General features: G+C 28.7%; 20 protein-coding genes. All 20 read left to right on the top strand.

Going from position 1 to position 21,151, the window contains the following annotated elements; all coding sequences use genetic code 11:
- Positions 1-23: 23 nt before the first annotated feature.
- The 20 genes from codY to truB all read left to right on the top strand — a co-directional run bounded on the left by codY (position 24) and on the right by truB (position 21,142).
- On the top strand, positions 24-800 hold the full coding sequence (gene codY / locus AC4FQW_RS03120; RefSeq protein ID WP_303127079.1) for a GTP-sensing pleiotropic transcriptional regulator CodY: 777 nt from the start codon (positions 24-26) through the stop codon (positions 798-800).
- Between the two features lie 215 nt (positions 801-1,015).
- Positions 1,016-1,717 carry a 30S ribosomal protein S2 gene (gene rpsB, locus AC4FQW_RS03115; RefSeq protein WP_303127081.1) on the top strand — a complete coding sequence of 234 codons (702 nt, stop codon included), beginning with the start codon at positions 1,016-1,018 and terminating at the stop codon, positions 1,715-1,717.
- A gap of 94 nt (positions 1,718-1,811) precedes the next feature.
- Positions 1,812-2,720: a translation elongation factor Ts gene (tsf, locus tag AC4FQW_RS03110; protein WP_303127083.1), complete on the top strand. Its 909-nt coding sequence runs from the start codon at positions 1,812-1,814 to the stop codon at positions 2,718-2,720.
- 72 nt (positions 2,721-2,792) lie between these two features.
- Positions 2,793-3,503, top strand: a complete 711-nt coding sequence (pyrH, locus tag AC4FQW_RS03105) for a UMP kinase (RefSeq protein WP_303127085.1) — start codon at positions 2,793-2,795, stop codon at positions 3,501-3,503.
- 16 nt (positions 3,504-3,519) lie between these two features.
- Positions 3,520-4,077, top strand: coding sequence for a ribosome recycling factor (gene frr / locus AC4FQW_RS03100; protein WP_303127087.1), 558 nt, complete (start codon positions 3,520-3,522; stop codon positions 4,075-4,077).
- Between the two features lie 62 nt (positions 4,078-4,139).
- Positions 4,140-4,901 (top strand): undecaprenyl pyrophosphate synthase, encoded by a 762-nt coding sequence (gene uppS, locus AC4FQW_RS03095; protein ID WP_491147178.1) that lies wholly within the window; start codon positions 4,140-4,142, stop codon positions 4,899-4,901.
- Between the two features lie 19 nt (positions 4,902-4,920).
- Positions 4,921-5,715 (top strand): phosphatidate cytidylyltransferase, encoded by a 795-nt coding sequence (locus tag AC4FQW_RS03090; RefSeq protein ID WP_303127091.1) that lies wholly within the window; start codon positions 4,921-4,923, stop codon positions 5,713-5,715.
- 88 nt (positions 5,716-5,803) lie between these two features.
- Positions 5,804-6,766: an AI-2E family transporter gene (locus AC4FQW_RS03085; protein WP_303127093.1), complete on the top strand. Its 963-nt coding sequence runs from the start codon at positions 5,804-5,806 to the stop codon at positions 6,764-6,766.
- Positions 6,767-6,787: 21 nt separating this feature from the next.
- Positions 6,788-7,945 (top strand): 1-deoxy-D-xylulose-5-phosphate reductoisomerase, encoded by a 1,158-nt coding sequence (dxr, locus tag AC4FQW_RS03080; RefSeq protein WP_491147175.1) that lies wholly within the window; start codon positions 6,788-6,790, stop codon positions 7,943-7,945.
- Between the two features lie 11 nt (positions 7,946-7,956).
- A complete protein-coding gene (gene rseP / locus AC4FQW_RS03075) occupies positions 7,957-8,970 on the top strand; it encodes an RIP metalloprotease RseP (RefSeq protein WP_491147173.1) in 1,014 nt (337 codons plus the stop codon).
- Positions 8,971-8,981: 11 nt separating this feature from the next.
- Complete coding sequence (ispG, locus tag AC4FQW_RS03070; RefSeq protein ID WP_303127099.1) at positions 8,982-10,031, top strand: flavodoxin-dependent (E)-4-hydroxy-3-methylbut-2-enyl-diphosphate synthase; 1,050 nt, start codon at positions 8,982-8,984, stop codon at positions 10,029-10,031.
- 87 nt (positions 10,032-10,118) lie between these two features.
- Positions 10,119-14,456, top strand: a complete 4,338-nt coding sequence (locus AC4FQW_RS03065) for a PolC-type DNA polymerase III (RefSeq protein WP_491147171.1) — start codon at positions 10,119-10,121, stop codon at positions 14,454-14,456.
- Between the two features lie 236 nt (positions 14,457-14,692).
- Positions 14,693-15,151, top strand: a complete 459-nt coding sequence (gene rimP, locus AC4FQW_RS03060) for a ribosome maturation factor RimP (RefSeq protein WP_303127103.1) — start codon at positions 14,693-14,695, stop codon at positions 15,149-15,151.
- Between the two features lie 15 nt (positions 15,152-15,166).
- A complete protein-coding gene (nusA, locus tag AC4FQW_RS03055) occupies positions 15,167-16,273 on the top strand; it encodes a transcription termination factor NusA (RefSeq protein WP_303127105.1) in 1,107 nt (368 codons plus the stop codon).
- Positions 16,274-16,287: 14 nt separating this feature from the next.
- Positions 16,288-16,554 (top strand): RNase P modulator RnpM, encoded by a 267-nt coding sequence (rnpM, locus tag AC4FQW_RS03050; RefSeq protein WP_303127107.1) that lies wholly within the window; start codon positions 16,288-16,290, stop codon positions 16,552-16,554.
- Positions 16,547-16,864 (top strand): ribosomal L7Ae/L30e/S12e/Gadd45 family protein, encoded by a 318-nt coding sequence (locus AC4FQW_RS03045; protein WP_303127109.1) that lies wholly within the window; start codon positions 16,547-16,549, stop codon positions 16,862-16,864. The genes rnpM and AC4FQW_RS03045 overlap by 8 nt, the downstream gene beginning before the upstream one ends.
- A gap of 14 nt (positions 16,865-16,878) precedes the next feature.
- Complete coding sequence (gene infB, locus AC4FQW_RS03040) at positions 16,879-18,921, top strand: translation initiation factor IF-2 (protein WP_303127111.1); 2,043 nt, start codon at positions 16,879-16,881, stop codon at positions 18,919-18,921.
- Positions 18,922-18,938: 17 nt separating this feature from the next.
- Positions 18,939-19,289 (top strand): 30S ribosome-binding factor RbfA, encoded by a 351-nt coding sequence (gene rbfA / locus AC4FQW_RS03035; protein ID WP_303127113.1) that lies wholly within the window; start codon positions 18,939-18,941, stop codon positions 19,287-19,289.
- Positions 19,290-19,292: 3 nt separating this feature from the next.
- Complete coding sequence (locus AC4FQW_RS03030; protein WP_303127115.1) at positions 19,293-20,279, top strand: DHH family phosphoesterase; 987 nt, start codon at positions 19,293-19,295, stop codon at positions 20,277-20,279.
- The gene (gene truB / locus AC4FQW_RS03025; protein ID WP_491147167.1) at positions 20,267-21,142 is read left to right on the top strand and encodes a tRNA pseudouridine(55) synthase TruB; all 876 of its coding nucleotides are present in this window, start codon (positions 20,267-20,269) and stop codon (positions 21,140-21,142) included. Before AC4FQW_RS03030 ends, truB begins: the two co-directional genes overlap by 13 nt.
- Positions 21,143-21,151 lie beyond the last annotated feature (9 nt).

The following is a 21,151-nucleotide window of genomic DNA, read 5'->3' as shown; positions in this document are numbered from 1 at the left end:
TTAGATATCAAGGAGGATTTTTAATGTCATCACTACTTAATAAAGCGAGAAAATTAAATAAAATACTGCAAAAGTCAGGAACTGAAGCAGTAGCATTTGAAGACATATGTGAACTTTTAAGTGATGTTTTAGCTTGTAATGTTTATATTGTTAGCAAAAGAGGAAAAGTTATTGGTCATAGTTTTGCAACTAGCTTTGAATGTGAAATAATGAAAGAGAAAGTTATAGAAGAAAAAAAGTTTCCAAATGATTATAATGAAAAGTTATTAAAGGTTTCAGAAACTTTAGCTAATTTACCAAACAAAGGTGAATGTGTCTTTGATGGAATAGGAATGTGCACTATGTCAGACAAGCTATCAACTATAGTACCTATTATAGGAAATAGAGAGAGGTTAGGCACATTACTTCTAGCAAGATTTGGAGAAGTATTTACAGATGATGATCTTGTTTTATGTGAATATAGCGCAACGATAGTAGGAATGGAAATGTTAAGAGCTAAACAAGAAGAACTAGCAGAAGAAACAAGAAAGAAAGCTGTAGTTCAATTAGCTATAGGAACATTATCATATTCAGAATTAGAGGCTGTAGAACATATATTTAATGAGTTAGGTGGAAATGAAGGATTACTTGTAGCATCAAAAATAGCTGATAAAGTTGGAATAACTAGAAGCGTTATAGTAAATGCTTTAAGAAAGTTTGAGAGTGCTGGAGTAATTGAGTCAAGGTCATTAGGTATGAAGGGAACTCATATAAGAATATTAAATGATAAATTACTTGATGAATTAAAAAAGATAAAGTAGTCAATAATACGAGTAACATTGAATTTTAGTTACTCGTATTATTTTATATAAAAATATAAAAAAAAATAAATTTATGTTGATAGAAAAATTACCTTATGATATACTATCTAAGGTAATAAAAATACACACATTATCGAAATTATGATATAGGTGCCTTTATTTAAGGTTTATTGTAATTATATCGATAGTGGAGGAAAAAACCAGGAGGTAACAATATGTCAGTTATATCAATGAAACAATTATTAGAAGCTGGTGTACATTTTGGACACCAAACTAGAAGATGGAACCCTAAAATGGCTCCTTACATCTTCACAGAAAGAAATGGAATCTATATTATAGATCTTCAAAAAACAGTTAAAAAGGCAGAAGAAGCTTATAACTTCTTAAGAGAAGTTTCAGAAGAAGGAAAAGAAGTACTTTTTGTTGGAACTAAGAAGCAAGCTCAAGAAGCTATTCAAGAAGAAGCTGTAAGATCAAACATGCACTTCGTAAACAACAGATGGTTAGGTGGAATGTTAACAAACTTCAAGACTATCAAAACTAGAATCAAGAGATTAGAAGATTTAGAAAGAATGCAAGAAGATGGAACATTTGATGTTCTTCCTAAGAAAGAAGTTATAAAATTAAAAGGCGAAATGGAAAAGCTTGAAAAGAACCTTGGCGGTATCAAGAATTTAGATTCAAAGAATATCGGAGCTATGTTCGTAGTTGACCCAAGAAAAGAAAAGAATGCTATTTCAGAAGCTAAAATATTAGGAATTCCAGTTGTAGCTATCGTAGATACAAACTGTGATCCAGAAGAAGTTGATTACGTAATTCCAGGAAATGATGATGCTATAAGAGCTGTAAAATTAATCGCAGCTAAAATGGCTGATGCTATAATCGAAGGAAGACAAGGTGAACAAATAGCTGAATAATATAGATGCTAAATAAAAGGTAGGTGAGGGTAACTTCATTTACCTTTTACCCTAGATGATAAGGGTTACTTTTAAAATTTAAGGAGGAATTATAATGATTACTGCAAAGTCAGTTAAAGAATTAAGAGATAAAACTGGTGCAGGTATGATGGACTGCAAAAAAGCTTTAACAGAAACTAATGGAGATATAGAAAAAGCTATCGAAGTATTAAGAGAAAAAGGATTAGCTGCTGCTGCTAAGAAAGCTGGAAGAATAGCTGCAGAAGGTATAGTTAAAACTTTTGTAACTGAAGATAAAAAGAAAGCTTCAATAGTAGAAGTTAACTGTGAAACAGATTTCGTTGCTGCTAATGAAGATTTCATAGCATTTGCTGAAAATGTTGCTAAATTAGTAGTTGAAAGCAATGCTACAACAGTAGAAGAATTATTAAACGAAAAAATGGGAGATGCTACAGTTCAAGAAACTCTTACTGCTTTAGTTGCTAAGCTTGGAGAAAATATGACAGTAAGAAGATTTGAAAGATTAGCATTAGAAAATGGTGCAATCGAAAGCTATATTCACGGTGGCGGAAGAATTGGTGTTTTAGTTGAAGTTTCAACTGAAGGAAATCAAGAAGTAGCTTCAGAAGTAGCTAAAGAAGTATGTATGCAAGTAGCTGCTGCTAACCCTCTATTCTTAAACAGAGATTCAGTAGATCAAGAATCATTAGAAAAAGAAAAAGAAATCTACAGAGTTCAAGCTTTAAATGAAGGAAAGCCAGAAAAAATCGTTGAAAAAATGGTTATGGGAAGAATTCAAAAATACTTCAAAGAAGTTTGTTTAGTTGACCAAGTATGGGTTAAAGATGGAGATAAGACAATAGCTAAGTTATTAGAAGAAAAGTCAAAAGAAGCAGGTGCTCCAATGACTATAACAAAGTTTGTTAGATTTGAAAGAGGCGAAGGAATCGAAAAGAAAGAAGAAAACTTTGCTGAAGAAGTTGCAAAACAAATGGGTAAATAGTGACCTACAAAAGAGAACACCTTGTGTTCTCTTTTTTTGAAAATCAACATATGAATATTTGGAGGGATTTAAATGGCAGATTGTAAATATAATAGAGTAATACTAAAATTATCTGGTGAGGCTCTTGCTGGAACTAATGGTTTTGGATTAGATTTTAATGTAGCGAAAAGAATAGCATTAGAAATAAAAGAATTAGTTAATTCAGGAGTAGAAGTTGGATGTGTAGTTGGAGGCGGAAACATCTGGAGAGGTAGAAGCGGCGAAGGTATGGATAGAACTACTGCTGACTATATGGGTATGATGGCTACTTGTATAAATGCTTTAGCTCTTCAAGATTCACTTGAGCAAGTTGGAGTAGATACTAGAGTATTAACTGCAATAGAAATGAAAGAAATAGCTGAACCTTTTATAAGAAGAAGAGCTATGAGACATTTAGAAAAAGGTAGAGTTGTTATATTTGCAGCTGGAACAGGAAATCCATATTTCTCAACTGATACTACAGCAGCTCTTAGAGCGGCTGAAATAGAAGCAGACGTAATTCTTCTAGCTAAAAAAGTAGATGGTGTTTACGACAAAGACCCTCATAAGTATTCAGATGCTAAAAAATATGATAAACTATCATATATAGAAGTTTTAGAACAAGGATTACAAGTTATGGATTCAACAGCGACTTCTTTATGCATGGATAATGAAATTCCTATATTAGTATTTGGTTTAGATGAACCAGGAAATATTCAAAAAGCAATTACAGGTGAAGAAATAGGTACATTAGTTTCAAAATAAAAAAAGGAGGATATTTATGACTAAGGCGATTTTCAAAACACTAGAAGAAAAAATGCAAAAAACAATAAATGTTTTACAAAGTGATTTATCAACAATGAAAGCAGGTAGAGCTAATCCTACAATGCTTGACAGAATTCAAGTTGAATATTATGGAAGTATGTGTCCTTTAAATCAAGTAGCTAACATATCTGCTCCAGAACCAAGAGTTCTTCAAATAACTCCTTGGGAATCAACTCTTTTAAAAGATATAGAAAAGGCTATTCTTACTTCAGATTTAGGTCTTAATCCTTCAAATGATGGTGCTGTTATAAGATTAATAATACCAGAATTAACAGAAGAAACTAGAAAAAATCTAGTTAAAAATGTAAAAAAAGCTGGAGAAGATGCTAAGATAGCATTAAGATCAATTAGAAGAGATTCAAATGATAAGATAAAGGCTCTTAAGAAAGATGGAGAGCTTACAGAAGACGAAATGAAAAAAGCTGAAGATAATATTCAAAAATCTACTGATAAATTTGTTAAGGAAATAGATAAGTTAATAGAAGCAAAAGAAAAAGAGATAATGTCAATCTAATTTAAACAAAAAACCTGCTCTTTAGCAGGTTTTTTACATAAATAAAGGTGGGGAGGAAACTCATGCTTAATTTTTTAAAAGGGGAAAAAGAAAATATAGATAATAACATAAATATTGATATGGGTAATATTCCTGAACATATTGCTATAATAATGGATGGTAATGGAAGATGGGCTAAAAAGAGAAAATTACCAAGAACTATGGGTCATAAAGCTGGTGTTGAAACTATCCGTAGAGTATTAAAAGAAGCAGATAGACTTGGGGTAAAGTATATGACTTTATACGCATTTTCAACTGAGAATTGGAAAAGACCAAAAGATGAAGTAAATGCACTTATGAAATTATTAATACAATATTTAAAACAAGAAATTAATGAGCTACATAAAAACGGCGTTAAAATAAATGTTTTAGGAGATATATCTAAACTTCCTATAGAATGTCAAAAAGAAATAAAATCATCAGTTGAAAAGACGGAAAATAATACAGGAATAACTATGAATATAGCTTTAAATTATGGTGGAAGAGATGAAATAATAAGAGCTACAAAATTAATTGTAGAAGATGTTTTAAATGGGAATATTAATTTAGAAGATATAAATGATGAGATTTTTGAAAAACATTTATATACAAAAGATATACCTGACCCGGATATTATAATAAGACCTTCTGGGGAACAAAGATTAAGCAATTTTCTTCTTTGGCAGTGTGCTTATTCTGAATTTTGGTATTCAGATATTTGCTGGCCTGATTTTAAAGAGGAAGATTTAAGAAGAGCCATTTATGATTTTCAAAATAGAGATAGAAGATTTGGTGGAATAAAATAATAAATAAGGAGGTTTTCTAGTGAAATCAAATAGCAGATATCTTGGTGCTTTAATGATTGCTCCGTTTATTATATTTGTATTTTTAGGTGGAATTTGGCTAGAATTATTTACTTTAATAATTTCTGCAATTGGTATGCATGAATTTTATAGTGCTTTAAAGAAAAAAGATTTTAATCCTATATCAATAATAGGATATTTAATGCTTTTATTATTTTATGCATTAAATAATAACTTTCAGTATCTAACATATTTAGTTGTATTTTCAACATTTATACTTTTGATAATTCCTGTTGTTAATTTAAAATATACTTTTATAGATGTTTCATTAACATTGCTAGGATTTATGTATGTTGGAATTTTATTTAGTTTTTTACATTTAGTAAATATAAAATATGGTGGTGAATTCCTTGTTTGGCTTATATTTATAGGCTCATGGATGACTGATACTGCAGCTTATTATTCAGGAAAGTTTTTTGGAAAACATAAATTATGTCCTAAAGTTAGCCCTAAAAAAACAATAGAAGGATCTATTGGAGGGATAATAGGAGCAACATTATTTTGTGGTTTATTTGGAATAGTTGTATCAAAATATATTTATATAATGCCAATTTATAATTATTTTATAATAGGTATTTTATGTGGAGTATTTAGTCAATTTGGAGATTTAGTTGCATCTTCAATAAAAAGATATGTTGGAATAAAAGATTATAGTAATTTAATACCAGGACATGGAGGTATATTAGATAGATTTGATAGCATATTATTTTCAGGACTTGTAGTATTTTATTATTTAACATTTATAGTATGTATATAAAGAGAGCTCTAATTTAAATTAGAGCTCTCTTTTTTAAATTCTAAGAGTTTTTTTTTTTGCATATAAATAAAAACAAAGGGGGAGGGTTATGGAATTAAAAAGAGAACATAAGAAGGTTATAGAAGCTATTTTATTATTATTTTTCATTGTTTTTTTTGTGTTTTTTATAAAAATGTATTTTACTCCTTTTTTATGGATATGCATAACATTGTTACTGTCAAATCCCATATATAATTTATTGTTAAAGTTTAAAATTAGTAATAAATTATCAGCTCTTTTAAGTTTGCTTTTATTAAATTTAACATTAGCATTAACTTTATATTACTTAGGTAGAAATATATTTGAATTATTAATGGATATTTATAGAGAAAACATAAATATAATGAATTATTTAATATTAGAATTTAATGATTTTTTGGAAAATGTATTTGGAAATGTAAATATAAGCAATGAAGCGTTAAAACTAATTAGTCCTGATTTTATAACAAAAGGTGCTATAAATACAGGTGAAGGGATAGTTAGTTATTTTATAGGAAATATTTGTACTTTTTTTATACTTGTAGACAAAAAAAAGATAATAAATTATATATTTAAAGCTGTTCCAAATAATACTTTAGAAAGAATTGATAATAGCAGAAAAAATATAAAAAAAATAATAGTTGTTCAATCTGTTCTTGTAATTACATCTACTATTATAACTATAATAGGATTTAAAATATTAGGAATTAAGGAGTCTATAATTCTTGGAATAATATGCGGTATATTAGATTTACTTCCATATGTGGGAACAATAATTGTATTTATACCAATAATAATATACAATATTATTATAAAAAATTACCTAATATCTTTTGGATTAATATGCCTTTATATATTAATACAAATTTTAAGAGAACTTTTAGAAATGAAATTATTAAGTAATAAATTAAATATGCATCCTTTAATAATGTTTATTTCTGTTTATATAGGAATAAAAGTATTTGGTATAATAGGTATAATAATAGGTCCTATATATAGTATTATGGTAAAAGATATATTTTGTAATAGCTAAATTAAATATGGAGGAAAAGATATGAAAAACATTTCGATATTAGGAGCAACAGGTTCAATAGGAACACAAACTTTAGATGTAATTAGAAAATCTAATAATATAAATTTAATTGGAATTACAGCAAATACTTCAGTAGATAAGGTAAAAGATATAATTGATGAATTTAATCCCAAATATGTAGGAATGATGGATAAAAAATCAAAAGATGAAATAGAAAAGTATGTTAAGGAAAAAAAGTTAGCTATAAACGTATTTGAAGGTATAGAAGGATTAAATAAAATAGCATCCTTAGATGAGATAGATGCAGTTGTAACATCAGTAGTTGGAATGATAGGCTTAGAACCAACTATTAATGCTATTAGAAGTAAAAAAGATATAGCTCTTGCTAATAAAGAAACTTTAGTTGTAGCAGGTGAGCTTGTTATGAAAGAAGCTAAAAAGTATGGTGTTAAAATTTTACCAGTAGACTCAGAACATAGTGCAATATTTCAAAGTCTTAGAGGAAATTCTATTAAAGAATTAAAAAAAATAATTCTTACTGCATCAGGAGGTCCATTTAGAGGTAAAAAGATTGAGGACTTAAAAAATATATCATTAGAAGAGGCTTTAAATCATCCTAATTGGAGTATGGGCAGAAAAATAACAATAGACTCATCAACTCTAATGAATAAAGGACTTGAAGTTATTGAAGCACATTGGTTATTTAATTGTGAATATGATAATATACAAGTTTTAGTACATCCACAAAGCATAATACATTCAATGGTGGAATATAAAGACAATAGTATAATAGCACAATTAGGATCAGCAGATATGAGGCTTCCTATTCAGTATGCGCTTAATTATCCAAGTAGAGAAAAATCTATTGCAAATGGAATAAATTTTTATGAAATAGCAAATCTTACATTTGAAAAGCCTGATATAGATACATTTAAATGTTTAAAATTAGCTTTTCAAGCTGGAAAGCATGGAAAATTAATGCCTACAATATTAAATGGAGCAAATGAAGAGGCAGTAGACTTGTATTTGAATAAAAAAATAAAATATCTTCAAATAGGAGATATAATAGAACACTGTATGGAGTATTTTAAGAAAGAAGGGGAAGGAGAAGTAACTTTAGAAAATGTTATTTCTCTAGATAAAAAAGTAAAGGAATATGTAAGGAAAAAATATAGCTAGGAGGAAATTAAATGTATATACTATATGCTATAATAGCATTTGGATTACTTATAATAGTTCATGAGTTTGGTCATTTTATCCTTGCCAAAATAAATGGGGTTAAGGTTGAAGAATTTTCAATAGGTATGGGACCTAAGATTTTTTCTGTAAATGGAAAAGAAACTAAGTATTCTTTAGGGTTATTACCTATAGGCGGTTATGTAAAAATGCTAGGGGAAGAAGAAGAAGTTAAAGATGAAAGAAGTTTTTCATCAAAATCTCCTTTAAGAAGAATTACTATTATATTAGCAGGAGCTATAATGAATTTAATACTGGCTATTGTTATATTTACTACAATTATTAGTAACTTTGGATATGCTTCTACAAAAGTTGATAAAGTTGCAGAAAATAGTCCAGCAGCAAAGGCTGGTATACAGTCAGGAGATAAATTTATAAAAGTTGATGGAGATAAAGTTCATTATTCAGATGATGTAACTTTTGCTATAGCTTTATCTAAAGGTAAGACTTTAGATTTAGAGATTGAAAGAAATGGAGAACTTTTAAATTTAAAAGTTAAACCAGAATATAATAAGGAAGAAAAAAGAGATATGTTAGGATTTTACTTTGAAAAAATAAAAAATCCTACTATAATAGAAAGCATAAAAGCTGGTTTATATAAAACAGTGTCTGTTGTAGATCAAACTTTTAATGGACTTAAGATGATATTTACTGGGGAAGCTAATCTTAAGACTGATGTTGGTGGCCCTGTTACTATCATAAAATTATCAGGTGCAGCGGCAAAGGCTGGTATATGGAATTTATTAAACTTAACTGCATTTATCAGTGTAAATCTTGCAGTATTTAATTTATTACCACTTCCTGCGCTAGATGGTGGATGGACAGTAATTCTTTTAATTGAATTAATAACAAAAAGAAAGGTTCCAGATAAAGTTGTTGGAGCGTTAAATTTTGTTGGATTTGCATTTCTTATGGGGTTAATGCTTTTAGTAACTGTAAAAGATATACTGTTCCCAATAAATTTATAGGAGAATAAAAAATGAAAAGAAAATTAACTAGAGTAGTAAATATAAAAGATTTGAAAATAGGTGGGAATAATCCTGTTATAATACAATCAATGACTAATACTGATACAAGAGATGTAAAAAGTACACTAGAACAAATAAATAAATTAGTAAGTGCTGGATGTCAAATGGTAAGATGTGCTGTTCCTGACATGGAAGCTTGTGAAGCACTTAAAGAAATTACAGAAAAATCACCAGTTCCAATAGTAGCAGATATTCATTTTGATTATAGATTAGCACTTAAAGCAATTGAGAATGGAGTTTCAAAACTTAGAATAAATCCAGGAAATATAGGTGATTACGAGAGAATAAGAGCTGTTGTTTCTAAAGCCAAAGAAAATGGAATTCCTATAAGAATAGGAGTAAATTCAGGATCTTTAGAAAAAGATATATTACAAAGAGATGGAAAGCCAACTGCTAAAGGATTAGTTGAAAGTGCATTAAGACATGTTAAAATATTAGAAGATTTAAATTTTTATGATATAGTAGTATCAATTAAATCATCAAATGTTCCTATGATGATAGAAAGTTATAGATTAATGAGTGATAAATGTAATTATCCATTACACTTAGGTGTTACAGAATCAGGCACTACATTTAAAGGAACTATAAAGTCAAGTATAGGAATAGGAACATTACTTGCAGAAGGAATAGGAAGTACTATAAGAGTTTCATTAACATCTGATCCAATTGAAGAAATAAAAGTAGCAAAAGAAATATTGAGAGATTTAGAATATACAAAGGAAGGAATAGAACTTATTTCATGTCCTACTTGTGGAAGAACAGAAATAAATCTTATAGGTATAGCTGAAGAAGTTGAAAGACGATTAGAAGGAATAAATAAGAATATTAAAATTGCAGTAATGGGTTGTGTTGTTAATGGACCTGGAGAAGCTAGAGAAGCAGATATTGGAATAGCTGGTGGAAAGGGCGTTGGAATAATATTCAAAAAAGGTGAAATAGTAAAAAAAGTAAAAGAAGAGAATTTAGTTGATGAACTTATAAACGAGATAAAATCTTTATAAGGTTTATAAATTTAAATTATCCCCCAAAATTATAATTGTTTTGGGGGTAATATTTTGAAAAAGTAATTAAGGAAAGGAGGAAATCCTTTGAGTGAAGAGTTTATAAAAAATATTAATAAAGAAATTAAGAAAAATGATACTTTAGAAGAAAAAGAAATAAAATTAAGTAGATTTCAATTTTATAAAAAAAGTAATATATTAAAAGTTGTAATAAAATCAAAATATGATTTATCAAATAGAGAAGAAGATTGGATTAAAGGATTAATAACAAAAAACTTAGGAATAAATATTAATATAGAGCTTTTAATATATAAAGATGTAGATGATGCTACAGCTTATGAAATAATAAAAAAATATTGGTCGGATGTAGTTTTAGATATAGTTAAAAAAAATCCATTATCTAAAAACGTCCTTTATTCAAAAAATAAAGAAGTAGTAGATAATAACACTATAATTATAAGGTATGGTAGTGAAGCTATTATAAATCATCTAAAGAAAAAAGATATAGAAAAAAAAGTATCTTACCAAATACGTGATATATTTGGTAAAAAAATAAGATTAGAGTTGATATATGATAGTTCTTTAGAAGATGAAAACTATGAAGAAAATAAAGCTAAAGAAAATAAAAAAATAGTTGATGATGTTCTTCAAGGAAGAATAGTTCAAAAAAGTGAAGTTCCTAAGGAAAGTAAAAAAGAAAAGAAAGAACATCAAAAGAAACAACAAAATGAAGGTTATCAAAAGTTTAAAAAAGAGCCTAAAGGTGAAAATACGATTCTTGGAAGAAATATAAGCCAAGAAGCTATAAATATAAGCGAAATTGATGAGACTTCTGGATATGTTGCAATTATAGGTGAAGTATTTAAAACAGAAATAATAGAAACAAGAACTGGAAAAATGATATTAACATTTTTTATAACTGATTATACAAGTTCGATTACAGTTAAATGTTTTTTAAGAGATAAGGATAAAGAAGAAGTTTTAGATAATGTAAAGAAGGGGCTTTACTGTAAAGTAAGAGGAGAAGCTATATATGATACATATGCAAGAGAAGTTGTAATAATGGGTAGAGATATAGTAAAAATGAAGAAAATAGAAAGAATGGATGGTTCAGAGGAAAAGAGAGTAGAATTACATCTTCATACTAATATGAGTACTATGGATGGAATGGTATCAGCAAGCAAAATGATAGAGAGAGCTTCTAAGTGGGGGCATGAGGCTATTGCTATAACAGATCATGGAGTTGTTCAGGCTTTTCCAGATGCTCAAAGTGCTTCTAAAAAATTTGGAGTTAAAGTTATATATGGAGTTGAAGGATATTTGGTTAATGATGGAATTCCTTTAGCTATAGGTGAAAATGGGGAATCTTTAGATGATTCTTATGTAGTATTTGATTTAGAAACTACAGGTTTTTCACCTAAAAATGATAAAATAATAGAAATAGGCGCTGTAAAAATCAGAGAAGGAAAAATAATTGATAGATTTAGTGAGTTTGTAAATCCAGAAAGAAATATACCATATAAAATAACTGAACTTACAGGAATTTCAGATAGTATGGTAGCTGAAGCAGAAACAATAGATACATTATTGCCTAAATTTTTGAAATTTTGTGAAGGAAGTGTATTAGTTGCACATAATGCAGCTTTTGATACTGGATTTATTAAATACAACTGTAGAAATAAATCACTTAAATTTTCTTTTACTATATTAGATACAGTTCCTCTTGCTAGATTTTTATATCCAGAATTAAAGAAGGTTAAGCTTAATATAGTTGCTAAACATTTAGGCATATCTTTAGAGAATCATCATAGAGCAGTAGATGATGCTGAAGCAACAGCGCAAATATTATTAAAATGTTTTGAAAAATTAAAAGAAGAAAAAGAGATATATGATTTAAAAAGTTTAAATAATCAGTTTTTATCTCATATTGATATAAAAAAGCAACCTACTAATCACATAATAATATTAGCTAAAACTCAAGAAGGACTTAAAAATTTATATAAATTAGTGTCTGAAGCACATCTAGATAACTTTTTTAAAAATGCTAGAACCAAAAAATCTAGACTTCAAGAAATGAGAGAAGGACTTATAATTGGTTCAGCTTGTGAAGCGGGTGAAGTATATAGGGCTATTTTAGATGGTAAAAGTGATGAGGAAATTATTGAAATATGTAGATTTTATGATTATCTAGAAATACAACCAATTGCAAATAATAATTTCTTAATTCAAAAAGGGAATGTAAATGATGAAGAAGAGTTAAGAGATATTAATAAGAAAATATATAATATAGGTAAAAAGTTAAATAAATTAGTTGTAGCCACTGGAGATGTTCATTTTTTAGATCCACAGGATGAGGCGTTTAGAAGAATTATAATGGCTGGTAAGGGATTTAAAGATGCTGATAATCAACCTCCTCTTTATTTAAAAACAACGGACGAGATGCTTAAAGAATTTTCTTACTTAGGTGAAGAAGAAGCAAAAGAAGTTGTTATTTTAAATCCTAAGAAAATAGCATCTGAAGTTGAAAATATAAAGCCAATACCAGAAGAAACTTTTCCCCCTAAAATAGAAGGGGCAGAAGATGAAATAAGAAATATGGTTAATAATAAAGTTCATAGTATATATGGTGAAAATTTACCAGATGTAATACAAAAAAGATTAGATAAAGAACTTAATTCAATAATAAATAACGGTTATGCAGTTCTTTACCTTATAGCACAAAAACTTGTTGCAAAATCTTTAGAAGATGGATATTTAGTTGGATCTAGAGGATCTGTTGGATCTTCTTTTGTTGCAACAATGTCTGATATTACTGAAGTTAACGGATTACCACCACATTATGTTTGTCCAAATTGTAAAAAATCCGAGTTTTTCCTAGATGGATCTATAAGTTCAGGAGCTGATTTGCCTGAAAAAAATTGTCCAAATTGTGGAACCCCTTATAAAAGGGATGGGCATGATATTCCATTTGAAACATTTTTAGGTTTTGAAGGAGATAAAGAGCCTGATATAGATTTAAATTTCTCAGGAGAATATCAGGGAGTAGTTCATAAATATTGTGAAGTTTTATTTGGAAAGGGTTATGTTTTTAAAGCTGGAACAATAGGTACAGTGGCAGAAAAAACTGCTTATGGATATGTAAGAAAATATTTAGATGAAAGAGGAATAAGAGCAACTAGTGCTGAAATTGAAAGATTAACAATAGGATGTACTGGTATAAAGAGAACTACTGGTCAGCACCCTGGTGGTATTATGGTTGTACCTAGCGATAATGAAATATATAATTTTTGTCCAATTCAACATCCTGCAGATGATAATGATACAGATATAATAACAACACATTTTGATTATCATTCAATAAGTGGTAGACTTTTAAAACTTGATATATTAGGTCATGATGATCCGACAGTTCTTAGAATGTTACAAGATTTAACTGGGCTTGATCCTAAAACTATTCCTTTAAATGATGAAAAAGTTCTTAGTTTATTTACTAAACCAGATGCTCTTGGAGTTACCAAAGAAGAGTTAAAATGTGAAGTTGGAAGTTATGGATTGCCGGAGTTTGGTACAAAATTTGTAAGACAAATGCTTGTTGATACCCAGCCAAAATCATTTGCAGATTTAGTTAGAATATCAGGGCTCTCACATGGTACAGATGTTTGGCTTAATAATGCTCAATATTTTATTAAAGAAGGCTATACAACTTTAAAAGATTGTATAGCAACAAGAGATGATATTATGGTTTACTTAATGTACCAAGGTGTTCCACCAAAGGCGTCATTTACCATAATGGAAAAGGTAAGAAAAGGAAAAGGGCTAACTGAGGATGATGAAAAATTAATGAGAGAAAACAATGTACCAGATTGGTATATAGAATCTTGTAAAAGAATAAAATATATGTTCCCAAAAGGACACGCTGTTGCATATGTTATGATGGCTGTAAGAATAGCTTATTATAAAGTTTATTATCCTGAAGCTTATTATGCTACATATTTTACAGTAAGAGCTGATGATTTTGATGCTGACCTTATATGTAAAGGTGAAGGAGCAATTGATGATAAACTACAAGAATTATATAGTTTAGGGAATGCAGTTACAGCAAAAGATAAGGGAATGATAACATCTTTAGAAATGGCATTTGAAATGTATAAAAGAGGATTTAAATTTTTAAGAGTAGATTTATATAAATCAGAAGCAACTAAGTTTATAATAGAAAAAGATGGATTAAGACCTCCTATAAATGCACTTCAGGGAGTTGGAGATAATGCAGCAAAAGCTATAGTTGAGGCTAGAAAAGATGGAGAATTTATATCAAAAGAAGATTTAAGACTTAGAGCAAAAATAACAAAAACTGCTGTAGAAACATTAGATAATCATGGATGCTTAGAAGGAATGTCTGAAACTAACCAGTTATCTTTATTTTAAAAGTTCATTATATTGACAATTTATTTAAAGATACTTGAAAAAAGATAGCTTATATGATAGACTTTATATGAAGAAGATTATTACTAATAGCTAGATTAAAGGAGTGGGAAGTAATTACCCGCTCTTTCTGTTTAGAACGCAACTTAATAATAGGTTGCGTTTTTACTTAGAAATAGAATTTTAGTGTATTGGGAATAATAAGAGCAAAAAATTGAATATGGAAAAGGAGGACAAATATGAAAAAAGATGCTTTAATCGAAAGAATAGAAGAATTAGTTATTCCAATAACTGATGATTTAGGATATGAATTATATCATGTTGAATTCGTAAAAGAAAATGGAGAAAATTATTTAAGAATATATATAGATAATGAAGATGGCATAACACTTACTGATTGTGAAAATGTTTCAAGAAGAGTTAGTGAAATGTTAGATATAGAAGATCCAATAAGTACTTCATATTATCTTGAAGTTTCTTCACCAGGAATAAATAGAAACTTATATAAAGAAGATCACTTTAATAGATTTATAGGTAAAGAAATATTTGTAAGATTTACAAAGACAACAAATGGACGTAAAAATATAAAAGGTATATTAAAATCATGTAAAGATGGTTTTATAGAAATAGATGGAGAAGAAACAGTAAGGATTGAACTTGAAAAGGTTAAATCAGCAAATTTAGAAGGAGAATTATAAAAGGAGGATAAACAGATGAACGAAGAGTTTATAGGTGCTCTTAAAGAGATAGTAAAAGAAAAAGGAATAAGTGAAGATTTAATATTTACAACAATTGAGGATGCAATGGTTGCAGCATATAAAAAAAATTATGCAAATCAATATACATCAGCTCAAAATGTCAAAGTTTCAATAAATAGAAATAATGGAGAAATAGGAGTTTATGCTCAAAAAGTTGTTGTTGATGAAGTTTATGATGAAGTAACTGAAATCAGTTTAGAAGAAGCAAAAGAAATAAATCCTAAATATGAAGTTGATGATGTTGTTGATATAGAAGTTACTCCAAGAAACTTTGGTAGAGTTGCAGCTCAATTAGCTAAACAAGTTGTTACACAAAGAATAAAAGAAGCAGAAAGAAATATAGTTTATAGTGAATATAAAGATCAAGAGTTTGACATAATAACAGGTACTGTTCTTAGAAAAGATAAAGGATTAGTATTCGTAAGCATAGGAAAACTTGAAGGAGTTATAGGACCTAATGAGCAAATGAAAGGTGAAGAATACAATTTCAACGAAAAGTTAAAACTATATATAGTTGAAGTTAAAAACACTTCAAAAGGAGCTCAAATAAATGTTTCAAGAACTCATCCAGGATTAGTTAAGAGATTATTTGAACTTGAAGTTCCAGAAATTTATGAAGGAATAGTTGAAATTAAGAGTATATCAAGAGAAGCAGGATCAAGAAGTAAAATTGCTGTATATTCAAATGATGAATCTGTAGATGCTATGGGAGCGTGTGTTGGCCCTAAAGGAGTAAGAGTTCAAAATATAGTAAATGAACTTAAAAATGAAAAGATAGATATAATAAAATGGAGTAAAGACCCAGCAGAATTTATAGCTAATTCTTTAAGTCCAGCAAAAGTTTTAAGTGTTACAGTTAATGAAGATGAAAAATCAGCAAAAGTTGTTGTAGATGATAATCAACTTTCTTTAGCAATTGGAAAAGAAGGTCAAAATGTTAGATTAGCAGCTAAATTAACTAATTGGAAAATAGACATAAAGAGTAAGACACAAGCTTTAAAAGAAGAGGAAGCAAATAAAGAAGAAGTTATTAATATGGATTCAGAAGAAATATCAGAATAGGAGAGATGTTTTTTATGAAGACTAAAAAAATACCTTTAAGAATGTGCACTGGATGTATGGAAATGAAGCCGAAAGTTGAACTTATAAGAGTTGTAAAATCAAAAGATGGTGAAGTTTCTGTAGATTTAACAGGAAAAAAGTCAGGTAGAGGAGCTTATATTTGTAGATCTACTGAATGTTTAAAAAATGCAGTAAAAACAAGAAGACTTAGTAGAAATTTAGACATTCAAATAGATGAGGCAATTTATGATAGGCTAAGGGAAGAGATGAAAGATGAATAAATTTTTAAATTTTCTAGGATTAGCTAAAAGATCAGGTAGCCTGATAGAAGGATATAGCAGATGCAATGAACTTAGAAATAAGACAAAAATATATCTTTTTGTAATTTCAAAAGATGCATCTGAATCAACTAAGAAAAAATTTAAAAAGCATTGTAATGAAAATGAAATAACATATATTGAAGACTTCTCTAAAGAAGATTTAGGGATTGGCATAGGAAAAGAAGAAATTAAAATTTTAGCAATTAAAGATCAAAATATGGCTAAAAAGTTATTATCTCTTTACGAGGAGGAAAATGTATGTAGAAATTAACCGGGGGTGACTGTATGTCAAAAATTAGAGTGTATGAATTAGCAAAGGAACTTAATATAAGTTCAAAAGATTTAATTGAATTATTAATGGATGAATTTAATATAGAAGTCAAGAATCATATGAGTGTAATAGAAGATGAGGATGCAGAACTTATAAAAGAACTTTTAGGAAACTCATCAGAAGGAACAGCAGAAATCGTAGAAGAATACGAGAAAATTGTTGACGAAGAAGTAAACAAAGGACCTAAGAAAAAGAAAAAAGGTAAGAGAAATTCAAATTCAAATGAAGATAATGATGGTGATGAAGCTAAAATTATTGAAGTTGGTGAAACTATTCTTGTAAAAGAATTAGCAGAAAAATTAAATAAACCATCAGCAGATGTTATAAAAACACTTATATTTACTGGTGTTATGGCTGGAATAAATCAAGAAATAGATTTTGCTACAGCAGAAAAAGTTTGTGAAAAGTACGAAGTTTTAATAGAGAAAAAAGAAGAATCAGCAGAGCTTGATAAATTAGAAATAGAAGATGAAAAAGAAGAAAATCTTCAAAAGAGACCTCCTATAATAACTGTAATGGGACACGTTGACCATGGTAAGACATCACTTTTAGATGCTATAAGAAAAGCTAAGGTTACTGCAACAGAAGCAGGTGGTATAACACAACACATAGGAGCATATACAGTAACAGTAAATGGAGAAGAAATAACATTTTTAGATACTCCAGGACATGAAGCTTTTACAGCAATGAGAGCAAGAGGGGCACAAATTACAGATGTAGTTATATTAGTTGTTGCAGCAGATGATGGAATAATGCCACAAACAAAAGAAGCTATAAGTCACTGTAAAGCAGCAGGGGTTCCTATGGTAGTTGCTATAAATAAAATAGATAGACCAGGAGCTAATATAGATAGAGTAAAACAAGAATTAACTGAGTATGGATTAGTTGCAGAAGACTGGGGTGGAGATACAATATGTGTTCCAGTTTCAGCTAAAGAAGGTCAAGGAATAGGTACATTACTTGAAATGGTTCTTTTAACAGCAGAAATGTTAGAATTAAAAGCTAATCCAAATAGAAAAGCTAAAGGAACTGTAATTGAAGCTAAACTTGATAAAGGTAGAGGGGCAGTTGCTAGTTTACTTGTTCAAAATGGTACTTTACATGTTGGAGATTCAATATTAGTTGGATCAACTTATGGAAGAATAAGAGCTATGTTTGACGATACAGGAAAGAAAATAAAATCAGCTGGTCCATCAATTCCAGTAGAAATTTTAGGCCTTTCAGAAGTTCCAGCAGCAGGAGACAGGTTTAATCAAGTAAAAGATGAGAAAACTGCTAGAAATATGGCTGAAAACAGAAAAGAAAAAATGAAAGCTGAAAGTCAAAATAGACATAGAGTTTCTCTTGAAGATTTATATAGTCAAATAAAAGAAGGTACTGTAAAAGAATTAAGTATTATAGTAAAAGCTGATGTTCAAGGTTCAGTTGAAGCTATAAGACAATCTTTAGAAAAATTATCAACAGAAGATGTTAAAGTAAGAGTTATACATGGAGGTGTTGGTGCTATAACTGAAACAGATATAACATTAGCAACTGCTTCTAATGCAATAGTAATAGGATTTAATGTAAGACCGGATAATAATGCTGTTTCAGCGGCTGAAAAAGATGGTGTAGATATTAAAACTTATAGAATTATATATGATGCAATAGATGATGTTAAATCAGCTATGATTGGAATGCTTGAGCCAGAATATAAAGAAGTTGTATTAGGTAAAGCAGAAATAAGAGAAACTTATAAAATATCAAATGTTGGTACAATAGCTGGATGTTATGTTACAGATGGAAAAATAACAAGAAATTCAGATATAAGAGTTATAAGAGATGGTATAGTAATATTCGAATCAACTTTAGCATCTTTAAAAAGATTTAAAGATGACGTAAAAGAAGTTAAGAGCGGATATGAATGTGGATTAAGTGTTGAAAAATTCAATGACATTAAAGAAGGAGACATTATTGAAGCATATACTATGGAAGCCATCGAAAGAAAAGAACTGTAATTAAGAGGTGAATTAACATGGCTAATTATAGAGGTGGAAGAATAAACGAAGAAGTTAAGAAAGTTGTAAGTAGTTTAATTCAAAATGAAATAAAAGATCCTAGATTAACAGCTATGATTTCAGTAACAGGCGTTGAAGTAACTAGAGATTTAAGTTATGCAAAAGTATTTGTAAGCATATTTGCAAATAGTGAAGAAGAAAAAGAAAGCAATCTAAAGGCTTTAAAAAGTGCAAGTGGGTTTATAAGAAGAGAAGTTGGGCGTAAGGTTAAATTAAGAGTTACCCCACAAATAATTTTTGAATTAGATGAATCAATCGATTATGGAATGAAAATTGATGGATTAATAAGAAAAGCTAAGGAGCAATAATATATGGCACTTAAGGATATTAAGAAAATTATCATTGAGGCTAATAAAATTGGAATAACATATCATACATCACCAGATGGAGATGCTATAGGTAGTGCCTTAGGTCTTCTTAATGGGTTAAGAGAACTTGGTAAGGAAGTGTATATAATATCTAAGGATACACTTCCTGAAGATTTCTCTTATCTTCATTATTCAGAAGAAATTAATGGTACAATTACAGAGCCAACAGAAGGAACGGACTTGGTAATTGTTTTAGATTGTGGGAATTTAGAAAGAATATCTGCAGATTTATCGCAATTTAAAGGAATGATAATTAATATAGATCATCATATGTCGAATGATAATTATGGGTTTATAAATTATGTTGATACTGAGGCGGCTGCTACAGCAGAAATAGTATTTTTATTATTAAAAGAAATGGGATATGACTTTTCAGTTAAAGAAGATATATTGCAAAAAATAGGAAATTGTATATATACATCTTTAGTTACGGATACAGGTTCTTTTAGACATTCTAATGTTACTAAAAGAACACATAATATAGCTGGGGATTTAATTGAAGTAGGAGTTAATAATTCAAGTATATACAATAATTTGTTTGATAATAGAAGTATAAATAAACTTAATTTGATGGGATATGTTTTTCAAAGAGCTAAACTTTATTTTGATGGTAAAGTTGTTTGTGCATCTATAGATGATAATATAATAAAAAAATTTGATGCTGAAAAAGAAGATACTTCAGATATAATAGGAACTCTTTTAAGTATAAAATCAGTTGAAATTGCTATTCTTTTAAAGGAAGTTGAAGAAGGTGTAAAAGCAAGTCTTAGATCAAAAAATGATTTTGATGTTAGAAAAATAGCAGAACAATTTGGAGGCGGTGGACATATAAAAGCTTCTGGACTAATGCAAAGAGGGGTTTTACTTAATGTAGCTAAAGATAATCTTTTAAAGTCTATTGAAAGAGAGTTAATGTCATGCAAGGAGTAATTAATATATTTAAAAACCCTGGAATGACATCTTTTGATGTTGTAAGAATTATAAAGAAGATTTCAAAAGAAAAGAAAGTAGGACATACAGGCACTCTAGATCCTGAAGCATGTGGTGTTTTACCAATTTGTCTTGGAAAAGCAACAAAAATAATAGATTATATAATGATAGCACCTAAAAGATATGAAGTTGAATTTTCTTTAGGATTTAAGACTACAACATATGATTTAGAAGGTGAGGTTCTAGATAAAAAGGATATTTCTCATCTTGAGGAAAATATTATATATAATGTCATAAAATCTTTTGAAGGAACTTATAGTCAAATTCCACCAATGTATTCGGCTATTAAAAAAAATGGTGTAAGATTATATGATTTAGCAAGACAGGGAATAGAAATCGAAAGAGAAGGTAGAGAAGTTACTATATATAACATAGATAATATAAAGATAGATTTACCTAAAATTACAATGTCTGTTAGGTGTTCTAAGGGAACATACATAAGAAGTTTATGCTATGATATAGGTGAAAAATTAGGTGTTTATGGAACTATGTGTAAGTTAAAAAGAACTGAAACATCAGTATTTAAAGAACAAGATAGTATAAATATAGATTTACTAAATGAAGATAATATTAGTGAATATTTAATACCTATAGAAAAAGCATTAAATGCATACCCTTCTGTAACTATAAATAATAAATTTAGAAATCTTCTTGTAAATGGAGCAAATGTATACGATAAGAGGATTTTTAAAAGTGATGTTGAGATAAATACTTTATATAGAGTTTTTGATGAAGATAATATGTTTTTAGGGCTTGGAAAGAAATATAAAGATGGCTTTAAGTTAGAAAAATTATTAATATAACTTAATAGG

Source organism: Clostridium sp. TJA085, assembly GCF_058310235.1.
This window is presented reverse-complemented; position numbering and strand designations above follow the sequence as displayed.